This window comes from Streptomyces sp. NPDC088766 (assembly GCF_044750845.1).
Lineage (GTDB): Bacteria > Actinomycetota > Actinomycetes > Streptomycetales > Streptomycetaceae > Streptomyces.
Genome location: NZ_JBIVKQ010000025.1, coordinates 39,412 through 61,452, shown reverse-complemented (window position 1 = coordinate 61,452; position 22,041 = coordinate 39,412). Strand labels below are relative to the sequence as shown.

18 protein-coding genes, 1 tRNA gene and 1 riboswitch are annotated in these 22,041 nt (G+C 71.1%); of the genes, 4 read left to right on the top strand and 15 right to left on the bottom strand.

Annotation, left to right across the window (positions count from 1 at the left end; translation table 11 throughout):
* Window positions 1-130: 130 nt before the first annotated feature.
* The 5 genes from ACIP5W_RS28610 to ACIP5W_RS28590 form a co-directional block, all read right to left on the bottom strand.
* Window positions 131-1,261 (bottom strand): hypothetical protein, encoded by a 1,131-nt coding sequence (locus tag ACIP5W_RS28610; RefSeq protein WP_401479534.1) that lies wholly within the window; start codon window positions 1,259-1,261, stop codon window positions 131-133.
* A complete protein-coding gene (locus ACIP5W_RS28605; protein ID WP_401479531.1) occupies window positions 1,258-2,187 on the bottom strand; it encodes an NAD(P)-binding domain-containing protein in 930 nt (309 codons plus the stop codon). The genes ACIP5W_RS28610 and ACIP5W_RS28605 overlap by 4 nt, the downstream gene beginning before the upstream one ends.
* The gene (locus ACIP5W_RS28600) at window positions 2,184-3,404 is read right to left on the bottom strand and encodes a phosphotransferase (RefSeq protein ID WP_401479528.1); all 1,221 of its coding nucleotides are present in this window, start codon (window positions 3,402-3,404) and stop codon (window positions 2,184-2,186) included. The genes ACIP5W_RS28605 and ACIP5W_RS28600 overlap by 4 nt, the downstream gene beginning before the upstream one ends.
* Window positions 3,405-3,553: 149 nt before the next feature.
* Window positions 3,554-4,081: an ATP-binding protein gene (locus tag ACIP5W_RS28595; RefSeq protein ID WP_401479525.1), complete on the bottom strand. Its 528-nt coding sequence runs from the start codon at window positions 4,079-4,081 to the stop codon at window positions 3,554-3,556.
* Window positions 4,082-4,112: 31 nt separating this feature from the next.
* Window positions 4,113-4,613, bottom strand: coding sequence for a hypothetical protein (locus ACIP5W_RS28590; protein WP_401479522.1), 501 nt, complete (start codon window positions 4,611-4,613; stop codon window positions 4,113-4,115).
* Window positions 4,614-5,093: 480 nt separating this feature from the next.
* On the opposite strand from ACIP5W_RS28590, the gene ACIP5W_RS28585 reads away from it, so the two are divergent.
* Window positions 5,094-6,104 carry a hypothetical protein gene (locus ACIP5W_RS28585; protein ID WP_401479519.1) on the top strand — a complete coding sequence of 337 codons (1,011 nt, stop codon included), beginning with the start codon at window positions 5,094-5,096 and terminating at the stop codon, window positions 6,102-6,104.
* Window positions 6,104-6,661, top strand: a complete 558-nt coding sequence (locus ACIP5W_RS28580; protein ID WP_401479516.1) for a GNAT family N-acetyltransferase — start codon at window positions 6,104-6,106, stop codon at window positions 6,659-6,661. Before ACIP5W_RS28585 ends, ACIP5W_RS28580 begins: the two co-directional genes overlap by 1 nt.
* Before the next feature lie 327 nt (window positions 6,662-6,988).
* On the opposite strand, the gene ACIP5W_RS28575 is transcribed toward ACIP5W_RS28580, so the two are convergent.
* Window positions 6,989-7,074 (bottom strand) — tRNA-Leu (locus tag ACIP5W_RS28575).
* 392 nt (window positions 7,075-7,466) lie between these two features.
* Between ACIP5W_RS28575 and ACIP5W_RS28570 the strand changes: the two genes are divergently transcribed.
* Window positions 7,467-8,237 (top strand): ABC transporter ATP-binding protein, encoded by a 771-nt coding sequence (locus ACIP5W_RS28570; protein WP_401479513.1) that lies wholly within the window; start codon window positions 7,467-7,469, stop codon window positions 8,235-8,237.
* A 49-nt stretch (window positions 8,238-8,286) separates the two neighbouring features.
* Window positions 8,287-10,815: an ABC transporter permease gene (locus ACIP5W_RS28565; protein ID WP_401479510.1), complete on the top strand. Its 2,529-nt coding sequence runs from the start codon at window positions 8,287-8,289 to the stop codon at window positions 10,813-10,815.
* A 65-nt stretch (window positions 10,816-10,880) separates the two neighbouring features.
* On the opposite strand, the gene ACIP5W_RS28560 is transcribed toward ACIP5W_RS28565, so the two are convergent.
* From ACIP5W_RS28560 to ACIP5W_RS28520, 9 genes are all read right to left on the bottom strand, one after another.
* The gene (locus tag ACIP5W_RS28560; protein ID WP_401479507.1) at window positions 10,881-12,170 is read right to left on the bottom strand and encodes a class I SAM-dependent methyltransferase; all 1,290 of its coding nucleotides are present in this window, start codon (window positions 12,168-12,170) and stop codon (window positions 10,881-10,883) included.
* Window positions 12,171-12,475: 305 nt separating this feature from the next.
* On the bottom strand, window positions 12,476-13,864 hold the full coding sequence (locus tag ACIP5W_RS28555) for an NAD(P)/FAD-dependent oxidoreductase (protein ID WP_366057373.1): 1,389 nt from the start codon (window positions 13,862-13,864) through the stop codon (window positions 12,476-12,478).
* A 430-nt stretch (window positions 13,865-14,294) separates the two neighbouring features.
* Window positions 14,295-15,236 carry an exopolyphosphatase gene (locus tag ACIP5W_RS28550; protein WP_401479503.1) on the bottom strand — a complete coding sequence of 314 codons (942 nt, stop codon included), beginning with the start codon at window positions 15,234-15,236 and terminating at the stop codon, window positions 14,295-14,297.
* Window positions 15,233-15,838, bottom strand: a complete 606-nt coding sequence (locus tag ACIP5W_RS28545) for a DUF501 domain-containing protein (protein WP_401479500.1) — start codon at window positions 15,836-15,838, stop codon at window positions 15,233-15,235. Before ACIP5W_RS28545 ends, ACIP5W_RS28550 begins: the two co-directional genes overlap by 4 nt.
* Before the next feature lie 27 nt (window positions 15,839-15,865).
* Complete coding sequence (locus ACIP5W_RS28540; protein ID WP_401479497.1) at window positions 15,866-16,345, bottom strand: septum formation initiator family protein; 480 nt, start codon at window positions 16,343-16,345, stop codon at window positions 15,866-15,868.
* A gap of 158 nt (window positions 16,346-16,503) precedes the next feature.
* On the bottom strand, window positions 16,504-17,799 hold the full coding sequence (eno, locus tag ACIP5W_RS28535) for a phosphopyruvate hydratase (protein ID WP_401479494.1): 1,296 nt from the start codon (window positions 17,797-17,799) through the stop codon (window positions 16,504-16,506).
* A gap of 331 nt (window positions 17,800-18,130) precedes the next feature.
* Window positions 18,131-18,853 (bottom strand): transglycosylase family protein, encoded by a 723-nt coding sequence (locus ACIP5W_RS28530; RefSeq protein WP_401479491.1) that lies wholly within the window; start codon window positions 18,851-18,853, stop codon window positions 18,131-18,133.
* A gap of 3 nt (window positions 18,854-18,856) precedes the next feature.
* Window positions 18,857-19,039, bottom strand: a riboswitch (cyclic di-AMP (ydaO/yuaA leader).
* Between the two features lie 204 nt (window positions 19,040-19,243).
* Window positions 19,244-20,284, bottom strand: coding sequence for a transglycosylase family protein (locus ACIP5W_RS28525; RefSeq protein WP_401479488.1), 1,041 nt, complete (start codon window positions 20,282-20,284; stop codon window positions 19,244-19,246).
* A gap of 181 nt (window positions 20,285-20,465) precedes the next feature.
* Window positions 20,466-21,764, bottom strand: coding sequence for a cytochrome P450 (locus ACIP5W_RS28520; RefSeq protein ID WP_401479485.1), 1,299 nt, complete (start codon window positions 21,762-21,764; stop codon window positions 20,466-20,468).
* Window positions 21,765-22,041: the final 277 nt, after the last annotated feature.

Sequence of the window (22,041 nt, the reverse complement as noted above, 5' to 3'; positions counted from 1 at the left end):
GCGGGCGGGCGTCGGACGCTCCGGCCGAGGCAGACCTGGGCATCAGGCCGGAGCGGACTGTGGGGCGGCGCGGCTCGCGCCTACGACGATGGCGCCAGGCCGCGGCCCTGGGCGACGCCGGTTCAGCCGGTCACGCGCAGCCGGTGAGCTTCGCGAGGAAGTCCGCGTTCGCGGTGACGTCGTGGGCGAGGACCACCGAGTGGTGCGGCAGCTCCGCCAGCCGGTGAGCCACCTCGCGGCGGGCCTCCTCGCTGCCGCCCCCGTCAATCCCGGCGAGGCCGAAAATGTCCGGGTAACGGTCCTCGGTCTGTCCGCTCATGAAGTCGCCGTCGCTCAAGGCCCGGCTCGCGTCCTCCTCGGCCGGGACGGCGCCCGCCTCGATGCGCGGGAACACCAGCGCCGCGGCCTCTCCCTCGGTTGCCAGGGGCAGCCCGAACCAGGCGGGGAACTGGTCCGGGAACACCTGCGCCTTCAGCTCCTTGCCGCCCTCCCACAGCGGCTCGTGGCGGTTGGCGAGGATCGCCTCCGTAACCCGGATGTCCTGCGTCGGGTGGAGCGTCTCCCCGGCGTGCAGGCGCTCGCGGACGAGGTCGAACCAGCCGAGCCCGTCGAGGAGGCCGAGACCGAGCGCGGCAGCCGACGGCCAGGGCAAGACGTCGACGCCGCCGCGCCCGTTGGGGCGGACGAACACGCGGTCGTTGGCCAGCAGGCCGCACCCGTGCCGGGCAGCGAGGGCCAGGACGGTCGTCGTCTTGCCCGCGCCCTTCTGGCCGAACGTCAGGATCGTGCGGCCTTCCTTGACGACCGCGGAGGCGTGCAGCACCGCCCAGCCGTCACGCAGCAGGATCCCCCGCATCACCTCGCGGGCCAGGCGCGCCGTCGCCGTGGCGACCGGCTCGGTTTCGCACCCGAAGATCATCAAACTTCCGGTCCCGGGCTCGGACCGGTAGGCGAGCGCCTGCTCCGGGGACACCGCGCGGATCACGCCCGCCGCGCTGTCCTCCGCGCGGAGCGTCTGCGCCTTGGCGTACACCACGCTCGTGTGCGGCGCCTGCGTCACCGCCAGCGCCTCCTCGGCGTACCGGTCCGCATCGACCTCAGCCAGGACCAGGGGCCCCGCGCAGACGTCCTGTGCAGGTGCCTCGGCCGCCTTCCACCACGGTCCGAAGTAGCGGGCAGACCAGTCGGTGACGGCCTGATCGGCGGAGACGACGGTAACGGCCGCGCCGGCACTCTCCAGGCGTACGGCGTGAGCGGTCATGAGTGAGTCCTCCCAGACAGAAGCGGTTGCGGTGGGACACCGCGCACGGCCGCGTAGGCGGCGCGGAGCTTGGAACGGGCGGCCTTCAGCTGCCGGGCTTCGGCAGCATCCAGCGCAGGCACGAACGGCAGGAACCGACCCTGCGTGAAGTGGACCGGGATCCCGAGCCAGACGTCTTTGTGGCGGACGGACAGCTCGGTCGTCCCGTCCTCGACGCCGCAGGCCAGACGCAGCGTGGACGCGACCACGCCGGCGGGGCCGCACCGCGTACGGCCGATGCCGGCGTTGATCCGGCCGGGCCGCGCGGTCAGCTCGTCGCGGACCTGCTGGAGAGGGACGGGGACGGGATGCCCGTGGACGGTGGTCGACGAGGCGCAGACGACGGCCGCGTCCCCGTGCTCGCCGATGACGTGCCCGGACACCGCCGACGTCGGCACGTCCAGCAGCCGGGCCAGGGCGAGCCGGTAGCGGGCGCTGTCCAGGCCCGACCCGATGCCGAACACCCTTGGGCAGCCGGATTTCTCTGCGAACAGGCGCGTCATCACGTCGACCGGGTTGGTCACCATCAGCACCGTCCCCCGGTAGCCCGCCAGATCAGCGGCAAGGGCTCGGATCACGGGGGCGTTCGCCTGTGCCCCGCCCATCCGCACGTCCGCGCTGAGGGTGTTCGCGAACCGGGCCCGGACCGCGATCACCACGGCGGCGGTCTCCCGCAGCTCGGCCGCCTCGGCCGGGCACGGCCGTACCGGGGACCCCAGCGCGGTGCGCATGTCATCGAGGTCGTCGGCCAGGGCCGCGGCCTGCCCGGCGGCGCGTGCCGTGACGAGGAGCCGGTCACACAGCCCGGCGGCCACCAGTGCCCCACCGACGGCCTGGCCGACGGCCCCGGCGCCGATGATGCCGACGGCCGGCACCCGGGCCGTCATACGACCGCCTCGACGATCCGGGCGAGGGTGCGCTCGCCCCGGCCCTTGCGAAGGAGAGGATCGAGGAGATCGGAACTCACCTCGTCGACGAGGGAACACACCGTCGCGGCCCGCTCGACGAGGGCCAGACCGATACTGGGCAGCGGCAGCGCGGCCGGGGCGGACAGGTAGGTCGTGACGATGTTCAGCGTGTCCATCAGCCACAGCGTCAGCAGGTTCCGCAGCCACTCCCGCCGCTCCCGCACCGACAGGTGCCCCACACGGGAGAGGGCGACAATGCCGAGCCCGTCCACGACGAGCCGCACGGTCGCCGGATCCGGGCGGCGCGCGACGAGGAGCAGGACCGTACGGCTCAGCAACTTCGCCATGTCGACCATCGGGCTCGCCCGCAACAGGCCCGGGTCTAGGAACACCGGCCGCCCGTCGGGGCCATCGGGGAACAGGACGTGCTCAGGCTTGAGATCGCCGTACACCAGGCTCGCGCCCACGGCCGAGGGCAACTTCGTCCGGAGCGCGAGCAACCGCCGCACGCTGCCCTGCACCAGGTCCGCGACTTCACCGCACCGGGCAGGGCATCGCTCCGCGCCGAGCTGGTCGACGTACACGAAGCCGGCCAGCCCTTCGAACTTGCGGCAGAACGTGCCGTCGATGCTGCGCTCGTCGATGACCCCGGCCCGGTCCAGGCGGCGTGCAGCGCCCGGCCGGTGCAGCGGCCGCAGCTCGGCAAGGGTCCGTCCCAGCAGCGCGCCAGCGTCACCGGGCCGTTTCAGGAGAAGTTCCGCCAGGGTCGCGCCGGGTACGGCCTCGGTGAAGATGACGCCGGCCCGCATGCCTGCGACCGTGCACACTCGGGGGCCGTCCAGGTCAGCCAGGATCCGCAGTTGCGCGGCCTCCCGCACGAGGAGGCCCTCCGACCGCTGCACGTAGTCCTGTTGCGCCTGGCGCACAGCGCGCCAAGAGCCGCACGTACCGCGCAGCAGCGAGACGAGAGAGACACCCAGGAGCGACGTCTTCGCGTACAGGGTCCGGTCGCCGACGCGGGCGCGGTGCACATATCCGGTGACGCTGGGAACGTGCTCCTCCAGCACGACCGGCTCACCCGGCCAGATACCGGCCGCGGCTTCGTGAATCTGGGCCGCGGAGTGGACGAACACCTCGGCCACGGTGGGGCGGGGGCGACTTCGCTGAGCAGAGATGGCATAGACGCCAGTGGTCACGAACTTCTCCTCATGGGCAGTTCGATTCGTGGGAGCGGGCACCGGCCGCCCGTCGGGGTGGCAGACGGCTGGAGACGTAGGACCGTCGGCGTGCCACCTCCGCACGTCAACGGGTGTCCTGGGGGGCGAGTCGAGCGGCGTCTTCTGCGTCAGTGCTGCGCGACGGTGGCCGCGACGATGGCGAGGCCGACCGCGGCGACTGCCAGGACGTAGAAGGCCTGCGCCCAACCGGTCGTGTATATGGGGATGTTGCTGGCAGGCGGCGCCGACTGTGTTTGGGCGTCCTCTAGTTCGGCCCACACGCGCTTGCCCCACGGCAGCAGGTCTGTTCCCCAGCAGGGCGCGAGGGCATCGACGAGGGCCAGGCCCCGGCCGTGGTCATCGCCGGGTTCGGCGTGGACCAGTGTGGGCATGGTCCGGCTCCGGTCGATCACCGCGACCCTCACCTGGTCGCGGGCGAGGCGGCGCAGGGTCACGCGGAACACGCTGGCCTGCGCGTGCAGGACGGCGTTGGTGGCGAGTTCGGAGACGACCAGCTCGGCTGTGTCGGCCAGCGCGGTGGACAGCTCCCATTCCTCCAGGATCGCCGCCGCGAACCGGCGCGCGTCGCGTACCGAGGCTCCTTTCCGCTGGAACACCTCGGTCGCCACCGGCCTGCCGTCCTCAGCGATTCGCATGCTGCCCAGTGCGCGGCGGCCCGCCGACACCTCAGCCTCGCCGATCATTGGCGAGCCGCTCCCGGCCGGTGTGCACGAGCTGCGAGACCGCGTCAGCAACCGTCAGGATCCCGGCGCTGTCCATCGGCACGCACCAGTACGAGCGGCGGACCGGATCGGTGGCGGAGAGCGCGGGCACTCCGAGGTAGTGGTTCTGCCCGAGGTATTCGGCGTCGTCCCTCGTCCGCTTCCACTCGGGGCGCCGCCCCGTGCTGATGCCGACGAGGGCGTAGTACCGTCCGCTCTCCTGGTCCATGAACACCGGGCCGCCCAGCAATGCCTTCGCCAGGTATCGGTCGACCTCGACGAGGTTGTCGGTGCGGGCCGCCACGTGGACGAGGGGCGCACTCATCCGGACGGCGCCGAAAGCACCACCACAGCGCAGGAGAGCCACGCCGTCGGAGAGCCATTCCGCGCGGGCCCGGCTCCGGTCGGGCGCCGCCGTCAGCAGCCACTGCTCAGCCGCGAGAGCCCGCTCCGCGCGGGTTGTCACTGATAGGTCTGTCCGGGTTTGCACTGGTCCAGCTCCCCTCGGTGATGCTCGGTCCACTACCAGCCAACTCCCGGACAACCGAGGGCGCCGGACCTACGGGCGGACATTCCGCCGGACATTTCCGCGACCGGACTTTCCCAACGCCGCGAAGCCGCTACCGTCAGTGACGACACATCACGGAGGTTGCACGTGAGCGAGCTGACGCAGTTCGAAAGCGCATGCATCGCCATGGGCTGGAGAAGGTCGGCCCAGTTCTTACAGGCCTTCGAATCGACCGCGCGCATGCTCGGCGAACCGGTGACCATCACGGATCGCCACTTCCGCCGGTGGAGAACCCCCGTCCCGCCCAATCCGAAGGGCCGCAACTGGCGCATCCTGCACGCCATGTTCGGCGTAGACCCGCGGGAGTTGGGTTTCCCCGGGCCGCCCCCAAGTGCTTACGTGAGTGATGCAGCACTGCTCACACAGGAAGGCACGAGCGTGGATCGACGGGCATTTTTGCAGGACTCCATCGGGGTGGCCGCAGCCGCCGGACTTCCCACGCCGCCAGCCAGAACAGCACCGTTCCTCCCCGGCGGTGCAGTCGGTACCGCCCACGTCGTCGAACTCCGCGAAGGCCTGCGCTCCCTCTACCACCTCGACGACGCCTACGGCGGCGGCGACGTCCGCCGGCTGGCCCGCCGCCACCTCAGCCGGGTCCAGCGCGTCATCAACACCGCGCAGTACCCCGAAACCATCGGCCGCCAGTTGCAGCTGCTCGCTGGCGAAACGGCCGAACACTGCGGCTGGCTCCACTACGACGCCGACCAGCAGGACGAGGCCCGCCGCTACTGGGGCGAGGCGCTGACCGTCGCCACCGTCCTGGAGGACTCCAGCCTCGCCATTCTCGTCCTGGCGTCCCTGAGCATGCAGGCCTCGTACGAGGGCCGTCCCCGCGAGGGCCTCAACCTCGCCCGCGCCGCGCAGTACCGCGCCGCCCGCTACGGCTCGCCCGTCCTCCAGTCCCTCCTCGCCTCCCGCGAGGCCCGCGCCCTGTCGCTCATGCAGGACGCCACCGCCGCACGCCGCCAACTCGCGCTCTCCATGCGCCTGGTAGAAGACCCCACGCGTGGACGCCCGTCTCCCGAGTGGGCCGCCTTCCACGGGCAGGCCGAACTCGACTACGCCCAGGGCCTGCTCTACACGGAAACCGGGCAACACGGCGCCGCAGTCCAGTTCCTCGGCGCCGCACTCGCCCACCAGGACCGCACCTACGGCCGCAACCGGGCCCTGTACCGGCTCACTCTCGCCCGTAGCCTCGTTCACGCCGGCGAAGTCGACGAGGCTGCGAAGCACGCCGTGGAAAGCCTGGAACACCTGGAAGAGGTCGAGTCCGGTCGCGTCACCCGGCGTCTCGGCGAAGTGGCCACCCTCCTGCGAGACGTGGACGCCGCCAGCGCCCGCGACGCCGCCGACCAGCTCACCGAATACACGGAGTCGAGGGCCGCCTGATGCCGGACATCGTTTACGAACGGGCCGACGGCCAGAACGCGGCCGCCCAGTTGGACCGCTTCCTCGGCGCCTACGAGGAGGTCTACGCCGAGGCCCCGTACAACGAGGATCCCTCCGACGTCGCCGAGTTCATCGAGCACTACGCCGTGCACGCCCGCCGGCCCGGGATGCGACTCGTCCTCGCCTCCGACGGCACAGAGGTAGTCGGCTTCACCTATGGGTACTACCTCGCCCCGGATACGCGCTGGTGGCGGAATCTGCAGGACGTCACCTTGCCGGACGCCTTCACCCGCGAGGACGGGCGCCGCACCTTCGTCATCATCGAGCTGGCCGTCCGGAAGGCCTGGCGGCGCCGCGGTGTCGCCGCCGCACTGCACGAACAGCTCACCCGCGGCCTCCACGCCGAGCGCGTCACCCTGACCGTACGACCCGAACCGGAGGCCGAGGCCGCCCGTTCCGCATACGAGTCGTGGGGCTACCGCAAGGTCGGCATCTCACACCCGTGGGACGAGGCACCGCTGTACGCGTGCCTGCTCCGGGTGCGTGACCTGCACTGATCGTGCTGCGGCCGCGCTCTCGCCGCTCGCCGGACACAGGAGTGCCCAGGCGTCGCGGCCCTGGGGCGCTCGGCGGCTCCGCAGCGTGCTCGGCCGACTCGGCACCGATGCGACCGACGGTTTTCGCCCGTCCAGGACCACTGCTGTCGACAGCCCTCGACCACCGCGTGGAAGACCACCGGCACGTATCCACGGAGTAGACGACCCGTCCGGCGTTTCTCCCCGGAGGCGCCCGCCCGACATGGCGTACCGGGGAACGGTGGTTGCCTCGTGAACGACGGCACCCGAGAACTCGGCGCGTGAACCGGTCACTCGGGGTGACCAGGGTGGTGCCCGGAACCGGACTTGAACCGGTACGCCCGCGAGGGGCAGCGAGGTTTAAGCTCGCCGTGTCTGCATTCCACCATCCGGGCAGGCCATGGGCTCCGCGTCGCGACTGGAGCCTATCGGGAGGCGTCTGGCCAACAGGGGCCGGGCGACCCGATGTTGTCTTATTTTATTGACTTCTGAGTGAGCATCAGACCGCGAACTCGCCATCCGCACGTGCCAGTAGCCTCATGCGCACCGTCGGCGGGTGTGGACGGAATGACGGAATTTCACCGTCCGAACGAGGGTGCTCCACCTGTTCTTGACGAACGGCACCTCAGGGGCGCGTGTCATCCCCTGGTATGACACGGCGGCCCGCGGTCCCTCGGAAGTCTGCCCCAGAGACCGGAACAGCGGTTGACTACAGGGCGCCGGGCGGCCGAGACGATGGTGCGGATCCCGAAACGCAGCACGCCGTCGTCCCCACAGGAGCCCCGCCGTGACCACCATGCCCCTCGCCGACCGGTCCACCGCCGTGGCCGCACGCGCCACGGACCTGTCCAAGACCTACGGACAGGGCGAGACCCGGGTGGTCGCCCTGGACCGGGTCTCCGTCGACTTCCGGCAGGCCGAGTTCACCGCGATCATGGGCCCCTCCGGCTCCGGCAAGTCCACGCTGATGCACTGCGTGGCCGGGCTGGACACCTTCTCCTCCGGCTCCGTGCGCATCGGCGACACCGAGCTGGGATCCCTGAAGGACAAGCAGCTCACCAAGTTGCGCCGGGACAAGATCGGTTTCATCTTCCAGGCGTTCAACCTGCTGCCCACCCTGAACGCCCTGGAGAACATCACCCTGCCGATGGACATCGCCGGCCGCAGGCCGGACAAGGAGTGGCTGGACAAGGTCATCCGCATGGTCGGGCTCGCCGACCGGCTGGGCCACCGCCCCTCGCAGCTCTCCGGCGGCCAGCAGCAGCGCGTCGCCGTCGCCCGCGCCCTCGCCTCCCGGCCGGACATCGTCTTCGGCGACGAACCGACCGGAAACCTCGACTCCCGTTCGGGCGCAGAGGTGCTCGGCTTCCTCCGCAACTCCGTGCGCGAGCTGGGCCAGACGGTCGTCATGGTGACCCACGACCCGGTGGCCGCCGCGTACGCGGACCGGGTGGTGTTCCTCGCGGACGGCCGGATCGTCGACGAGGTGCACGGGCCCACCGCCGAGTCCGTGCTCGATCGCATGAAGCGCTTCGACGCCAAGGGCCGCACCACCTGACCGGCGGCCAGGACCCGCAAGGACCGACAGACCGAGAAGAAAAGAACCCATGTTCCGTACCGCCCTGCGCAACGTCCTCGCGCACAAGGCCCGGCTTCTGATGACCGTGCTCGCCGTGATGCTCGGCGTGGCCTTCGTGTCGGGGACGCTGGTCTTCACCAACACCGTCTCCGATGCCTATCAGAAGAGTTCCGCCAAGGGATTCGACCAGGTCGACGTCGCCGTCACGGCCGAGCCGCAGGGGGACGAGGGCGACCGCATCGGCAGAACGCCCGAGCTGACCGAGTCCCTTCTCGGCGCGAGTGCGAAGGCCCCCGGCGCCGCGTCCGCCATCGGCGTCGTCCGCGGCTTCACCGCGATCGCCGGCAAGGACGGCAAGCTCGTCGGCGAGGGCTTCCAGTCGCAGGGCGGCAACTACTGGGGCGACAAGGACCCCCGGTACCCGCTTCAGGAGGGCACCGCCCCGCGGGGCCCCGGCCAGATCGCCCTCGACTCCGAGACCGCCCGGCGGGCCGGCTACGAGGTCGGTGACACCGTGCGCCTCTCGGTGGACGGCCCCGTCCTCACCCCGAGGATCACCGGCGTCTTCACCACCGACGACGGCAACGTCGCCGCGGGCGGCAGCCTCACCCTCTTCGACACGGCCACCGCCCAGCGGCTGTTCGGCAAGACCGGCACGTACCACGAGATCGACGTCAAGGCCGCCGCCGGCACCTCGCAGACCGCGCTGAAGGCCGCCCTCGACAGGGCACTGCCGAAGGACCTCGTCGAGACCACCACCGGCAAGCAACTCGCCGACGAGCAGGCGGAGATGATCTCCGCCTCGATGAGCGGTCTGAAGCAGGGCCTGCTGGTCTTCGCCGGCATCGCGCTCTTCGTCGGCACCTTCATCATCGCCAACACCTTCACCATGCTGGTCGCCCAGCGCACCAGGGAACTGGCGCTGCTGCGCGCGGTCGGCGCCTCCCGCCGGCAGGTGACCCGGTCGGTGCTGGTCGAGGCGTTCGTGGTCGGCACGGTCGCCGGGCTGACCGGACTGGTCGCGGGCGTCGGCATCGGCGCCGGACTGCGCTCGCTGATGGGCACGCTGGGGGCGACCGTGCCCGACGGCCCGCTGGTCGTGTCGCCCGGCACGGTCGCGACCGCTCTGGCCGTCGGCGTCGTCATCACCATGCTGGCGGCCTGGCTGCCCGGCCGGCGGGCCGCGAAGATCCCGCCGGTCGCCGCGATGAGCAGCGTCCACGCCACCGCGTCCACCAAGTCGCTGGTGCTGCGCAACACCCTCGGCGCCCTGTTCTCGGCGGCGGGTGTCGCGGTCGTCCTCGCGGCCACCACGATGAACGGCTCCGACGGCCAGGCCCCCATGGGGCTCGGCGCGGTCCTGCTCGTGATCGGCGTGTTCGTGCTGACGCCCCTGCTGTCCCGGCCGCTGATCGCGGCCGCCGCGCCGGTCCTGCGCGTCTTCGGCGTGTCCGGCAAGCTGGCCCGGCAGAACTCGGTGCGCAACCCGCGTCGTACGGCCGCCACGGCCTCCGCGCTGATGGTGGGCCTCACCCTGATCACCGGCATGACGGTGATGGCGGGCAGCCTCCAGAAGTCGATCGACAAGATGGCGTCGGCCGCGGTGCGGGCCGACTACGTGGTGTCGATGGCGAACGGCAACGGGCTCTCCCCCGACGTCGAGAGGAAGCTGAGGGCGACCGACGGGGTGGCCGTCACCAGCCCGCTGCGCAACGCCCCCGCCCGCATCGACGGGCAGACCGAGTACGTCACCGGCGTCACCGGCTCCGCCATCGCGCAGCTCACCGACCTCCCGGTCGACGACGGCGTCTTCCAGGTCGGCGGCAGCCGGGTCGTCGTGGACGAGGACACGGCCGGGTCCCACGGCTGGAAGGCCGGTTCGGACTTCACGGTGGCGTACGAGGACGGCGCGAAGCAGCGGCTGACGGTGGCCGGCGTCTACCGGGGCAACGAGATGATCCGGGGCATCGTCCTGGACAACACCGCCCTCGCCCCGCACCAGGACGACCCGACCGACATGCAGGTCATGGTCAAGACGGCCGGCGGTGCCTCGGACGCCACGAAGGACAGGCTGGAGAAGGCCCTCGGCGCCAACCCGGCCATCAAGGTGCAGAGCAGGCAGGACCTCTCCGACGAGATCGCGCAGATGTTCACGCTGATGCTGAACATGCTCTACGGCCTGCTCGCGATGGCCGTGATCGTCGCGGTGCTCGGGGTCATCAACACGCTGGCGATGTCGGTGTTCGAGCGTTCGCAGGAGATCGGCATGCTGCGGGCCATCGGGCTGGACCGGCGGGCCGTGAAGCGGATGGTGCGACTGGAGTCCCTCGTGATCTCGCTGTTCGGCGGGGTGCTCGGCATCGGGCTCGGCGTGTTCTTCGGCTGGGCGGCCGGTGAGTTGATCGGCACGTCGATGGCGACCTACGAACTCGTCCTGCCGTGGGGCCGGATGGCCGTGTTCCTGGCGCTGGCCGGCGCGGTCGGAGTGCTCGCCGCGCTCTGGCCGGCGCGGCGGGCGGCCCGGCTGAACGTGCTGACGGCCATCAAGTCGGAGTGACCGACGGTGGGTTCGGGGGCCCCGTCGGCCACGGCGACGGGGCCCCTCGCGCTGTCCGCCGCAGGTCAGTTCCAGGTGCGGGTGCGCAGCGGCAGGCCGGCGGTGCCGGAGTCCGTGGTGCGGACGGCCAGGACCTGGTTGACGCCGATGCGGTTGCGTTCGAAGGCGAGCGCGGAGGCCGCCATGTAGAGGCGCCAGACGCGGGCCCGGCCCGCGCCGGCCGACCGCACCGCGCGGCGCCAGTCGGCCTCCAGCCGGGCCACCCAGCGGCGCAGGGTGAGGGCGTAGTGCTCGCGGATCGACTCCACGTCACGGACCTCGAAGCCGGCGCGTTCCAGCTGGGTGACGGTGGTGCCGAGCGGGGCGAGTTCACCGTCCGGGAAGACGTAGGCGTCGATGAACTCGTCGACCTCGTAGGCCGTTTCGTCGCGCTGCGGACGACGGGCGATCTGGTGGTTGAGCAGCCGGCCGCCCGGCTCGAGAAGGGCGTGCAGGACACCGGCGTACTCCAGGTACCTCTCGGCGCCGACGTGCTCGGCCATGCCGATGGAGGAGATCGCGTGGTACGGCCCGTCGGCGACGTCCCGGTAGTCCTGGACGCGGATCTCCACCCGGTCGGCGAGGCCGGCGTCCGCGACGCGCTTGCGGGCGTACGCCGCCTGCTCCCGGGAGAGGGTGATGCCGACGACGCTCACACCGTGCTCACGGGCCGCGTGGATCGCCATCGAGCCCCAGCCGCAGCCCACGTCCAGCAGGCGCCGGCCCGGTGTCAGTGCGAGCTTGCGGCAGACGAGTTCGAGCTTGTCGCGCTGGGCGTCCTCGAGGGTGCCGTCGGCGGACTCCCAGTAGGCGCAGGAGTACACCATGGAGGGGCCGAGGACGATCTCGTAGAAGTCGTTGCCGACGTCGTAGTGGTGGCTGACGGCGCGCCGGTCGGTACGGCGGGTGTGCAGGTGGGTCGTACGGCGGACCTCCTCGCGCGGCGGAGCGGGCGGCAGCGGGGGGCCGGCGAGTCTCACCAGTCCGCGGACCGCGGCGCGGAAGGACGGGTCGCGCAGGGCCTCGGCGAGGGTGCGGGCGTCCTCGCCGCGGTCCCAGATCCGGCCGGAGAGAAGGTCGAGGGCCGGGTACAGGTCGCCCTCGACGTCCAGGTCGCCGGCCACCCAGGCGCGGGCCATCCCCAGCTCGCCCGGTTTGAAGAGGAGCCGGCGGACGGCTCTTCGGTTGCGTACCACCAGGGTGGGCGCGTCGGGCGGGCCGGCCTGGGAGCCGTCCCAGGCGCGGATCCGCATCGGGAAGGGGGCTCCCAGCAACTGTTCTACGAGGGCGTGGAGCCGCGGCGCGGCGTCTGGCATGGTGCACACCTCCGTGACGGTGATCCCGGATGTCCTTGCACCACGTAAACACTCGCGGGGCTTTCCCGCAGTCCCCTCCGGGGGTCATGGCTGGGCAAACCATGCGGACCCGGGTTGTGGTCCCGCCGCGGGGCTCCGCCCCGGACCCCGGTCTCGCCCACCCGGCCCGCCCGACTCGGTCGGCGACCATGTGCCGGCACGGGGCTCCGCCCCGGACCCCGGGCTCACCCGCCCCGCTCACGCCGAAGGGGCCGCCCGCACCACGGATGGCGGGCGGCCCCTTCAGGGGGTTCGGTGAAGCCGGGTCAGGAGGCCTTGGCCTTCTCGCCGGTCTTCTCGGTCTGCTTGGCCGCCACCGGGGCCGGCTTCGCGGCCTCGTAGAACTCCTCGCGCGGGGACTCCAGCGCGCCGAGCGAGACGACCTCGCGCTTGAGGAACATGCCGAGCGTCCAGTCGGCGAAGACGCGGATCTTGCGGTTCCACGTCGGCATCGCCAGGCCGTGGTAGCCGCGGTGCATGTACCACGCCAGCCGGCCCTTGAGCTTGATCTTCATCTTGCCCATGACGATCATCGCGACGCCCTTGTGGAGGCCGAGGCCCGCCACCGCACCCTTGTTGGAGTGCGCGTACTCCTTCTGCGGGAAGCCCCGCATGCCGGAGATCACGTTGTCGCCGAGGACCTTGGCCTGACGGAGCGCGTGCTGCGCGTTCGGCGGGCACCAGGCGTTCTCGACGCCGGCCTTGCGGGCGGCGACGTCGGGGACCTGGGCGTTGTCGCCGGCGGCCCAGATGTAGTCGGTGCCCTGCACCTGGAGCGTGGCGGCCGTGTCGACGTGACCACGGGGGCCGAGCGGGAGGCCGTAGCGGGCGAGGACGGGGTTCGGCTTGACGCCGGCCGTCCAGACGATCGTGTTGGAGTCGACCTCGAGCCCGTTCTTCAGCACCACGTGGCCGTCGACGCAGGAGTCCATCGAGGTGGAGAGGTAGATCTCCACGCCGCGGCTCTCCAGGTGCTCCTTGCCGTAGGCGCCCAGCTTGGGGCCGACCTCGGGAAGGATCTTGTCGGCGGCGTCGACGAGGATGAAGCGCATGTCCTCGCGGGACACGTTCTTGTAGTACTTGGCCGCGTCGCGGGCCATGTCCTCGACCTCACCGATGGTCTCCGCGCCGGCGAAGCCGCCGCCGATGAAGACGAAGGTGAGCGCCTTGCGGCGGATCTCCTCGTCGGTGGTGGAGTCGGCCTTGTCGAGCTGCTCGAGGACGTGGTTGCGCAGGCCGATGGCCTCCTCGATGCCCTTCATGCCGATGCCCTGCTCGGCGAGGCCGGGGATCGGGAAGGTGCGGGAGACCGCGCCGAGGGCGATGACCAGGTAGTCGAAGGGCAGCTCGTACGCCTCGCCGACCAGCGGGGCGATCGTGGCGACCTTGCGGTCCTGATCGATGGTGGTGACCCGGCCGGTGAGGACCTCCGCCTTGGGCAGCACGCGTCGCAGCGGGACGACGACGTGGCGCGGGGAGATGTTGCCGGCGGCGGTTTCGGGGAGGAAGGGCTGGTAGGTCATGTACGACCGGGGGTCGACGACCGTGACGGTCGCCTCGCCGTAGCGCATCTTCTTCTGGATACGCCGAGCTGCGTACAGGCCTACGTACCCACCGCCTACTACGAGGATCCTGGGACGCTCCGTGGTGCTCATGCCATCGAGTATCCACCCGCCTCAGGGGGGTGGCTCGTGCGCCCCTTCACAAGCTTCCTCGGGGTGTGTGCTATCCTCCGCCGCCCACGTGATCCATGTCATGGTGCGCGACGGGAACCCGTGTGCACCCGGTGCCGTTGTCAATGCCGCGTGAGCTGCCTCTCCGGGCTTCGGGGTGCCGGGTGAGGCCTTTGAAACACGTCTCGCGCGACCCTCGCGAAACGTCCGCGGCTTCCGCTTTTGAACATGTTCACCCGACTGTCGAGCGCCCGGAAGGGCCAAGCGGCCCCCCTTGGTCCTCCGGGAGGGCCGTTTTCCTTGTGAAGAACTTCACGAAGTTTTCCGGGGGCGTGTCGCCGAGGGGCGTCTCCCGGCCGTTCCCCGCCCCTCGAACGCGCTCAAACGTTCTCCCACCTGCTCAGCAGAGGGATTACGCCACCGACCAGGCGATGCCGTCGAGGATGTCGTGCTCGCTCACCACGACCTCCTCGGCGCCGGTCCGCTCCATGATCGACAGCAGCACCAGGGCACCCGCGGCGATGACGTCGACCCGGCCCGGATGCATCGAGGGGACCGCCGCCCGCTCGGCGTGGGTCGAGCGCAGCAGCCACTCGGTGATCTCACGGACCCGTTCCCGGGAGACCCGGGAGTGGTGGATGGCCCGCGAGTCGTACTCCGGCAGTTCCTGCGCGATCGCCGAGATCGTCGTGACGGAGCCGGCCAGGCCCACCAGGGTGTGCGCCTCGCGCAGCGGGACCGTGCGCTCGGCGAGGTCCAGGGCCGCCTCGATGTCGGCGCGCATCGCCGTGACCTGCTCCTCGGTGGGCGGGTCGGTGACCGCCCCGGCCACGACCAGGTGCCGTTCGGTCATCCGCACGCAGCCGACGTCCACGGAGCGTGCGGCGCGCACCCGGTCGTCCCCGACGACGAACTCGGTCGAGCCGCCGCCGATGTCCACGACGAGGTACGGCTTCGTCAGGTCGTCACGGCCCGTCAGTTCCCTGGTGGCGCCGGTGAAGGAGAACTCCGCCTCCTGCTCGCCGGAGATCACCTCGGGCTCGACGCCCAGGATGTCCAGCACCCCGCGCACGAACTCGTCCCGGTTCTCCGCGTCGCGCGAGGCGGAGGTGGCCACGAAACGCAGCCGCTCGGCTCCCTGCTCCTTGACGACCGCCGCGTACTCCCGGCACGCGGCGAAGGTCCGCTCCAGCGCCTCGGGCGCGAGCCGCCCGGTCCGGTCGACCCCCTGCCCGAGCCGCACGATCGTCATACGGCGGTCCAGTTCGACCAGTTCACCCGTCTCGGGGTGAGCGTCGGCGACGAGCAGACGGATGGAGTTCGTACCGCAGTCGACGGCGGCGACGCGAGTCATCGGGCGTCCCCCTCGACCGGCTCGAAGGCGGAGCGGGCCGTCCCGTCCTGCGGCGTGTCCACCTGCCGGCCCTCACCGGACGGCGGCTGGGGCGGCGTCACGCAGGTTCCCCTGCTCCACCACTGCGGCAGCATGCCGAGCGCCTCGTCCCCGAGCGGATTGACTCCCGGCCCGGCGGCCAGGGAGTGCGCGACCAGCACGTGCAGGCACTTCACCCGGTCCGGCATGCCGCCCGCGCTGGGGAAGTTCTTCAGCTCCTCGATCTCGTCCCGCCGCCGCACGTAGTCCTCGTGCGCCGCCCGGTAGGCCGCCGCCAGCTCCGGATCGGTCCGGAGCCGTTCCGTCATCTCCTTCATCACGCCGTTCGCCTCGAGCGTGCCGATGGCGGAGTTCGCCTTCGGGCACGTCAGGTAGTACAGCGTGGGGAAGGGGGTGCCGTCGGGGAGGCGGGGGGCCGTCTCCACCACGTCCGGCCGGCCGCACGGGCAGCGGTGGGCGATGGCGCGCAGTCCGCGCGGCGGTCGTCCGAGCTGCTGCTGGAAGGCCTCGACGTCGGCGTCGGTGGGCTCGGTGCGGGGAGTGGTGGGCGGTGGGGTTTCCATGCCTGTACGGAAGTCTCTCTAGTCGGTTCATCGGCCGGCGGCGGCGTCGGACTTGTCGACGGCGTCCCAGACGTTCGAGTACCAGGGGCGGTCGGCGGCCCCCTGATCGGCACGGGACTGCTCGGCGGCGTCGGGGTCGACGACGATGTAACCCGTCTCCCCCGGCATCACGTAGTGCAGCCGCAGCCGGATCTGCTGTTCGGCGTAGGCGTCGTCCTGCCAGCGTGCCTTGAGGTCGCGCAGCTGTGCCACCCGCTCGCGGGCCTGCTCCTTCTCGCGGTGGAGGTCGGCGATCTCGGCGCGCTGGGAGACGTACTGCCGCATCGGGTAGGCCAGGGCCACGATCAGTGTGCACAGGACCAGGGCGAGGAGGGCCGCGCGGCCGGTCAGGCGCGAGCGGCGGGCCTGGCGCTTGGTCTGGGACCGGTAGACCCGGGCCGCGGTCTGCTCGCCGAGCAGCTTGATCCTGGTCGTGGTGGAGAAACGGTCCCGGTCCTTCACGGCCATGTCGTCCCCGCCTCCCGTCTCACACGTGCGTACGTCCCCGGACACGGTACGGGACCGGTACGGGGACGTACGTACGACTGGCTCGGGATGAGCCCTCAACGGCTCAGCCGGGCCGGTTCAACCCTGTGCTGTACGGCTTGCTCCAGCCCTTGCCGTGCTCAGCGGTCCGCGGAGCGGAACCGCGGGAAGGCACTGCGGCCGGCGTACACCGCGGCGTCGTCGAGGATCTCCTCGATGCGCAGCAGCTGGTTGTACTTGGCGACGCGGTCCGAGCGGGCCGGCGCGCCGGTCTTGATCTGGCCGCAGTTCACCGCGACGGCGAGGTCGGCGATGGTGACGTCCTCGGTCTCGCCGGAGCGGTGGGACATCATGCACTTGAAGCCGTTGCGCTGGGCCATCTCGACGGCGTCCAGCGTCTCGGTCAGCGAGCCGATCTGGTTGACCTTGACCAGGAGGGCGTTCGCGGAGCCCTCCTCGATGCCGCGGGCCAGGCGCTCCGGGTTGGTGACGAAGAGGTCGTCGCCGACGATCTGGACCTTGTCGCCCAGCTTGTCGGTGATGACCTTCCAGCCGGCCCAGTCGTCCTCGTACAGCGGGTCCTCGATGGAGACCAGCGGGTACGCGGAGACCAGCTCCTCGTAGTACTCGGTCATCTCGGCGGCCGAGCGGGACTTGCCCTCGAACTCGTAGGCGCCGTCCTTGTAGAACTCGGACGCGGCGACGTCGAGCGCGAGCGCGATCTGCTCGCCGGGGACGTAACCCGCCTGCTTGATGGCCTCGATGATGAGGTCGAGCGCGGCGCGGTTGGACTCCAGGTTCGGGGCGAAGCCGCCCTCGTCGCCCAGGCCGGTGGACAGGCCCTTGGTCTTCAGCACCTTCTTGAGGGTGTGGTAGACCTCGGCGCCCCAGCGCAGGGCCTCGGAGAAGGACTCCGCACCGATCGGGGCGATCATGAACTCCTGGATGTCCACGTTGGAGTCGGCGTGCGAGCCGCCGTTCAGGATGTTCATCATCGGAACGGGCAGCAGGTGCGCGTTCGGGCCGCCCAGGTAGCGGAAGAGCGGGAGGTCGCTGGCCTCGGAGGCGGCGTGGGCGACGGCGAGGGAGACGCCGAGGATGGCGTTGGCGCCGAGGGAGCCCTTGTTGTCGGTGGCGTCCAGGTCGAACATGGCCTGGTCGATCAGGCGCTGCTCGGTGGCGTCGTAGCCGACCAGCTCGGGGCCGATCTGCTCGATGACGGCCAGGACGGCCTTCTCGACACCCTTGCCCTGGTAGCGGTTCGGGTCACCGTCGCGAAGCTCGATGGCCTCGAAGGCGCCGGTGGAGGCGCCGGAGGGGACGGCGGCACGACCCGTGCTGCCGTCGTCGAGGCCGACCTCGACCTCGACCGTGGGGTTGCCTCGGGAGTCCAGGATTTCCCGGGCTACGACGACGTCGATGGACGGCACGAGCATCTCCTTCTTGGGATGTGACGCTGGTTGTGCGGGGCACGAGCGGGCCGTGTGGAGCCCTTGCTGAGCCTTGCGACTAGAGCCTAACCGCCCCGGGGCGCCGGTCGGCCGACCGACCGTCCCGTGGACAGGGAGACGGTACCCATTGTTTCAGCCCGGAACAAAGGGGGTGGCCAACAGAAGGTGGCGAGCGGGAGAAGAAAACCCCGCCCGGGTGCGTACGGGGGAACACGCACCGGGGCGGGGGGTCCGTGGGGACGGGGGCTCCCTCACGAGGCCTTCAGCGTGACGGCCTCGGCCGTGAGGGGGCTGTGGTCCGGCCGAGGGCCGGATGTCACTTCAGGTGCAGCTGCTGACCCGGGTAGATGAGGTCGGCGTCCTGGACGATGTCCTTGTTCAGCTCGAACAGCTCGGCCCAGCCGCCCTTGACGCCCCGCGCCTCGGCGATGGAGCTGAGGGTGTCGCCCGTGACGACCTTGTACTCGCCGTCGCCCTTCTTGACCTTCTTGCCGGTCGGGGTGGTGACGGTCTTCTGGGACTTGGCGGCCGGGCGCTCGGCGGAGCGGGAGGCGCTCTGCTTCTCGGTGGAGCGGGTGGTGGTCTCCGAGGAGCCGCCGGCCGAGGAGCCGCCGGCGGACGAGCCGGTGGAGGCCGAGCCGGTGGAGGCCGAGCCGCCGTTGTACGCGGCGCCGGACAGGCCCACGCCGCAGACCGGCCAGGCACCCTTGCCCTGGCCCGCGAGGACCTTCTCGGCGATCTGGATCTGCTGGGACTTCGAGGCCTTGTCGGCGGTGGAGGCGTACTGCGTGCCGCCGTACGCGGCCCAGGTGGAGGCGGAGAACTGCAGGCCGCCGTAGTAGCCGTTGCCGGTGTTGATGGACCAGTTGCCGCCGGACTCGCACTGGGCGACCGCGTCCCACTCGGAGGCGGTGGCGGCGGAGGCGTTGCCGGCCGCCATCAGCGGGGCGGCGATGGCGACACCGGTGACGCCGGCGAGCGCGGCGGCGCGGGTGGCCCTGGACGGACGGCGGTGCTTGCCCTTGGCGGAAAACAGCATGGTGGATCCCCTCACCGACGCCTGCGAGGTGAGCTGTCGGGTTCGGGCCGTGTGAGTTGCCCGGCCACTCCCGCCCGGGAGCGCTGCTCCCCGGAAGGCGTGGCTTCACCCCGAGCCGTTCCGGTCGACCGACCGGTACGGCACTTACCTTGGGTCCCCCGCTCCTGCCTACGGCGCTTGACGCGACGACTGTTCCCGGGCTGCCACTGGCAGGATTCGGCGTTGCGACAGCCGGGGCTCGGGTTGCCGAGCGGTCACGACCGTAGACACGCCCTCGGCGGAATTTCAAAGACGATCACGGCTTCTGAGACTCATCCCACACTTTCACCAAACCGGACATTCGGCGCGAAGCGTGACGTGAACTCCCGCTGTTTTTCCCGTTTTTCCGCCTTATTCCACCGCTGTGTCGAGCGTCTGACCGGGAGCGATGTTGTTCGGGTCGGCGCCGATGGCGTCCTTGTTCTCCGCGTAGAGCGCGCGCCATCCGCCTTCGAGGCCAAGGGAGTCGGCGATGGAGACGAGGGAGTCGCCGTCGCGCACGACATAGGTGCCCACCGCGCCGCCGGAGGCGCCCGCGGCGTGCCGGCCGGAGGAGGCGGTGGCGGTGCCGTCCGGCACGGCCTCGTCGGCGGAGGTGCCGCGGTGGCGGCCGGAGGCGAGGGAGCCGGTGTCGACGAGGCTCCAAGAGCCCGCCTCCTGGACCGACTTGTCCGAGTCGTCCACTTCAGGGGTGGCCGTGGGTGAGCTGTCACCCGTCCGCGAGGTGCCCGCGTCCACGTCCGCCGACGCATCGGACTCCGAGGAACTGTCCGGCTTTCCGGAGGAAGAGGACGAAGCGGACGGGGAGGTCTCGTCCGTGGCATCCGTGGAGGATTCGGTCGACGGGGAGGCCGACGCCGCCTTGCCGCCCGAGGAGCCGGAGGAGCCTGAGGAACCCGAGGAGTTCGAGGAGTTCGAGGAGCCGGACGACCCCTTGGACAGGTCGGACAAGCCGGACGACACGGAGGAACCGGACAAGTCGTCCGCCACCCCGGTGTCCAGGTTGCCCGCCCCGTTCTCCTTGCTGAGCCCGGACGTCAGCCCGCAGGTGCCCCAGGCGCTGACGCCCTGGTCGGCGAGGACCTTCTGCGCGACGGATATCTGCTGGTTGCGGCTGGCCAGGTCGGGGCGCTCGGCGAAGTCGAGTCCGCCGTACGCCTCCCAGTCCTCCTGACTCAGCGCCAGGCCGCCGTACTCGCCGTTGCCCTGGTCGGCACTCCAGGAGCCGCCGGACTCGCACTCCGCCACCGTGTCCCACACCGTGCCGTCGGCAGCGCTCGCACCGGTGGCGCCGAGCAGTGGGATGGCGATCGCGGAGCCGGTCACGCCGGCCGCGACGAGGAGGGCCGGAGCCTGACGGGGGCGCCGGTGTCGACCGTTCCCGGAGAGCATGCGGGGGCCTTTCTCGAGACAGCAGTGCTTGCACGGGCCGCGAAACGGGGGCGCCGCGCTGACAGGTGAACGTATCGGCAGACGATCACTTGTCACAAGTTAATGCCGCGCAGATCACGTGAAGATCACAGAGTTGAGGAACGGTCACTTCTGCTTCGCCGTCCGTGCACATAACGGATGGTCAGCGGACGGCTGCGGGGGGTTCACCGGGAACGGCCGGGCCGAACCGCACGGGCAGGGTGCGCAGTCCGCGCATGATGAGGCCGCCGCGCCACCTCAGGTCGGCCGGATCGGCGTCCAGTCGCAGATCGGGCAGCCGGGTCAGCAGGGTGGCCAGCGCGGTCTGTCCCTCCAGGCGGGCGAGGGGTGCGCCCAGGCAGTAGTGGATGCCGTGGCCGTAACCCAGGTGCTGGTTGTCGCGGCGGGACAGGTCCAGGACGTCCGGGTCGGCGAACCGCTCCGGGTCCCGGTCGGCGGCCGCCAGCACGACGAGGACGGCGTCGCCGGGGGCGATGTCCTGCCCGCCGACGGTCAGGGGCTCGGTGGCGAACCGCCAGGTGGCGAGTTCCACGGGGCCGTCGTAGCGCAGGAGTTCCTCCACGCCGGTCGCCAGGAGGCCGCTCTCGCCCGCGGCCAGGGAGTCCTGGAGGCGGGCGCGCTGCCCGGGGTGGGTCAGCAGGGCGTAGGTGCCGTTGCCGATCAGGTTGACCGTCGTCTCGAACCCGGCGAACAACAGGATGAAGGCCATGGCGGCGGCCTCGTTCTCGGTGAGGTGCTCGCCGTGGTCGGAGGCACGGATCAGACCCGAGATGAGGTCCTCGCCGGGGGCCGGATCGGCGGGAAGCTCCAGGCGCTTGCGGTGGATGAGGTCCAGGAGGTAGCCGCGCATCTTCTTCACCGACCGGGCGACACCGCCGCGCGGGCCCCCGCCGTGCCGGATCATCATGCCCGCCCAGTCCCGGAAGTCGTCCTGGTCCTCGCGGGGAACGCCGAGCAGGTCGCAGATGGCGTAAATGGGGAGCGGGAAGGCGAAGTCGTGGATGAGGTCGGCGGTGCCCCGCTCCGCGAACCGGTCGATGAGCCCGTCCGTCAGCTCCTGCACGCGGGGCGCGAACTCGGCGACCCGGCGGGGCGTGAAGGCCTTGCTGACGAGTCGTCGCAGCCTGGTGTGGTCCGGCGGGTCGATGTTCAGCAGATGCGTCATCAGCTCGGCCTTGCGCTCACCGGGGATCCCGGTCCTGCCCCTGGCGTGCGCGGGCTCGTCGTGGTGCGCCGGGTTCTTGCTGAGCCGCTGGTCGGCGAGGGCCTGCCTGGCGTCGGCGTACCGGGTGACCAGCCAGGCCTCCACACCGCTGGGCAGCCGCGTGCGGTGCACGGGCGCGTGCTCGCGGAGCCAGGCGTAGGCGGGGTAGGGGTCGGTGGCGAACTCCCAGGTGAACAGGGCTGGCGCGGACGGCTCGGGTGCGGGCTGCTGGGTCACGCCCCGACGGTAACCGGGGCCGGGTCGACGGCCGCGCGCGGCCTGACGCGGCCACGGCCCGCGGCTGCCGGATCACGGGGTCCCGGCGGAACCCCGGACCTCGGGACCTCGGGACCTCGGGACCTCGGACCAAGGGAACACGGGACCACCGGACCACCGAACCACCGGACCACGACGAATTCCCCGAGCACCGGGGCGGGACGCCGGTCCGGCCTCACGACGCCGGCGCGGGGCCACGTCGTGGTCGTCCGGTCTCGCGGCGGGACCGGACGCGGCC

What these genes read in the sequence shown, in the direction of transcription:
- ACIP5W_RS28580 (WP_401479516.1), top strand. Translation starts at nt 6,104, where the DNA reads ATGCCGGACATCGTTTACGAACGGGCCGACGGCCAGAACGCGGCCGCC.
- ACIP5W_RS28565 (WP_401479510.1), top strand. Translation starts at nt 8,287, where the DNA reads ATGTTCCGTACCGCCCTGCGCAACGTCCTCGCGCACAAGGCCCGGCTT.
- ACIP5W_RS28610 (WP_401479534.1), bottom strand. Translation starts at nt 1,261, where the DNA reads ATGACCGCTCACGCCGTACGCCTGGAGAGTGCCGGCGCGGCCGTTACC.
- ACIP5W_RS28545 (WP_401479500.1), bottom strand. Translation starts at nt 15,838, where the DNA reads ATGGAAACCCCACCGCCCACCACTCCCCGCACCGAGCCCACCGACGCC.
- ACIP5W_RS28540 (WP_401479497.1), bottom strand. Translation starts at nt 16,345, where the DNA reads ATGGCCGTGAAGGACCGGGACCGTTTCTCCACCACGACCAGGATCAAG.
- ACIP5W_RS28525 (WP_401479488.1), bottom strand. Translation starts at nt 20,284, where the DNA reads ATGCTCTCCGGGAACGGTCGACACCGGCGCCCCCGTCAGGCTCCGGCC.
- ACIP5W_RS28530 (WP_401479491.1), bottom strand. Translation starts at nt 18,853, where the DNA reads ATGCTGTTTTCCGCCAAGGGCAAGCACCGCCGTCCGTCCAGGGCCACC.
- ACIP5W_RS28550 (WP_401479503.1), bottom strand. Translation starts at nt 15,236, where the DNA reads ATGACTCGCGTCGCCGCCGTCGACTGCGGTACGAACTCCATCCGTCTG.
- ACIP5W_RS28560 (WP_401479507.1), bottom strand. Translation starts at nt 12,170, where the DNA reads ATGCCAGACGCCGCGCCGCGGCTCCACGCCCTCGTAGAACAGTTGCTG.
- ACIP5W_RS28605 (WP_401479531.1), bottom strand. Translation starts at nt 2,187, where the DNA reads ATGACGGCCCGGGTGCCGGCCGTCGGCATCATCGGCGCCGGGGCCGTC.
- ACIP5W_RS28595 (WP_401479525.1), bottom strand. Translation starts at nt 4,081, where the DNA reads ATGCGAATCGCTGAGGACGGCAGGCCGGTGGCGACCGAGGTGTTCCAG.
- eno (WP_401479494.1), bottom strand. Translation starts at nt 17,799, where the DNA reads ATGCTCGTGCCGTCCATCGACGTCGTCGTAGCCCGGGAAATCCTGGAC.
- ACIP5W_RS28555 (WP_366057373.1), bottom strand. Translation starts at nt 13,864, where the DNA reads ATGAGCACCACGGAGCGTCCCAGGATCCTCGTAGTAGGCGGTGGGTAC.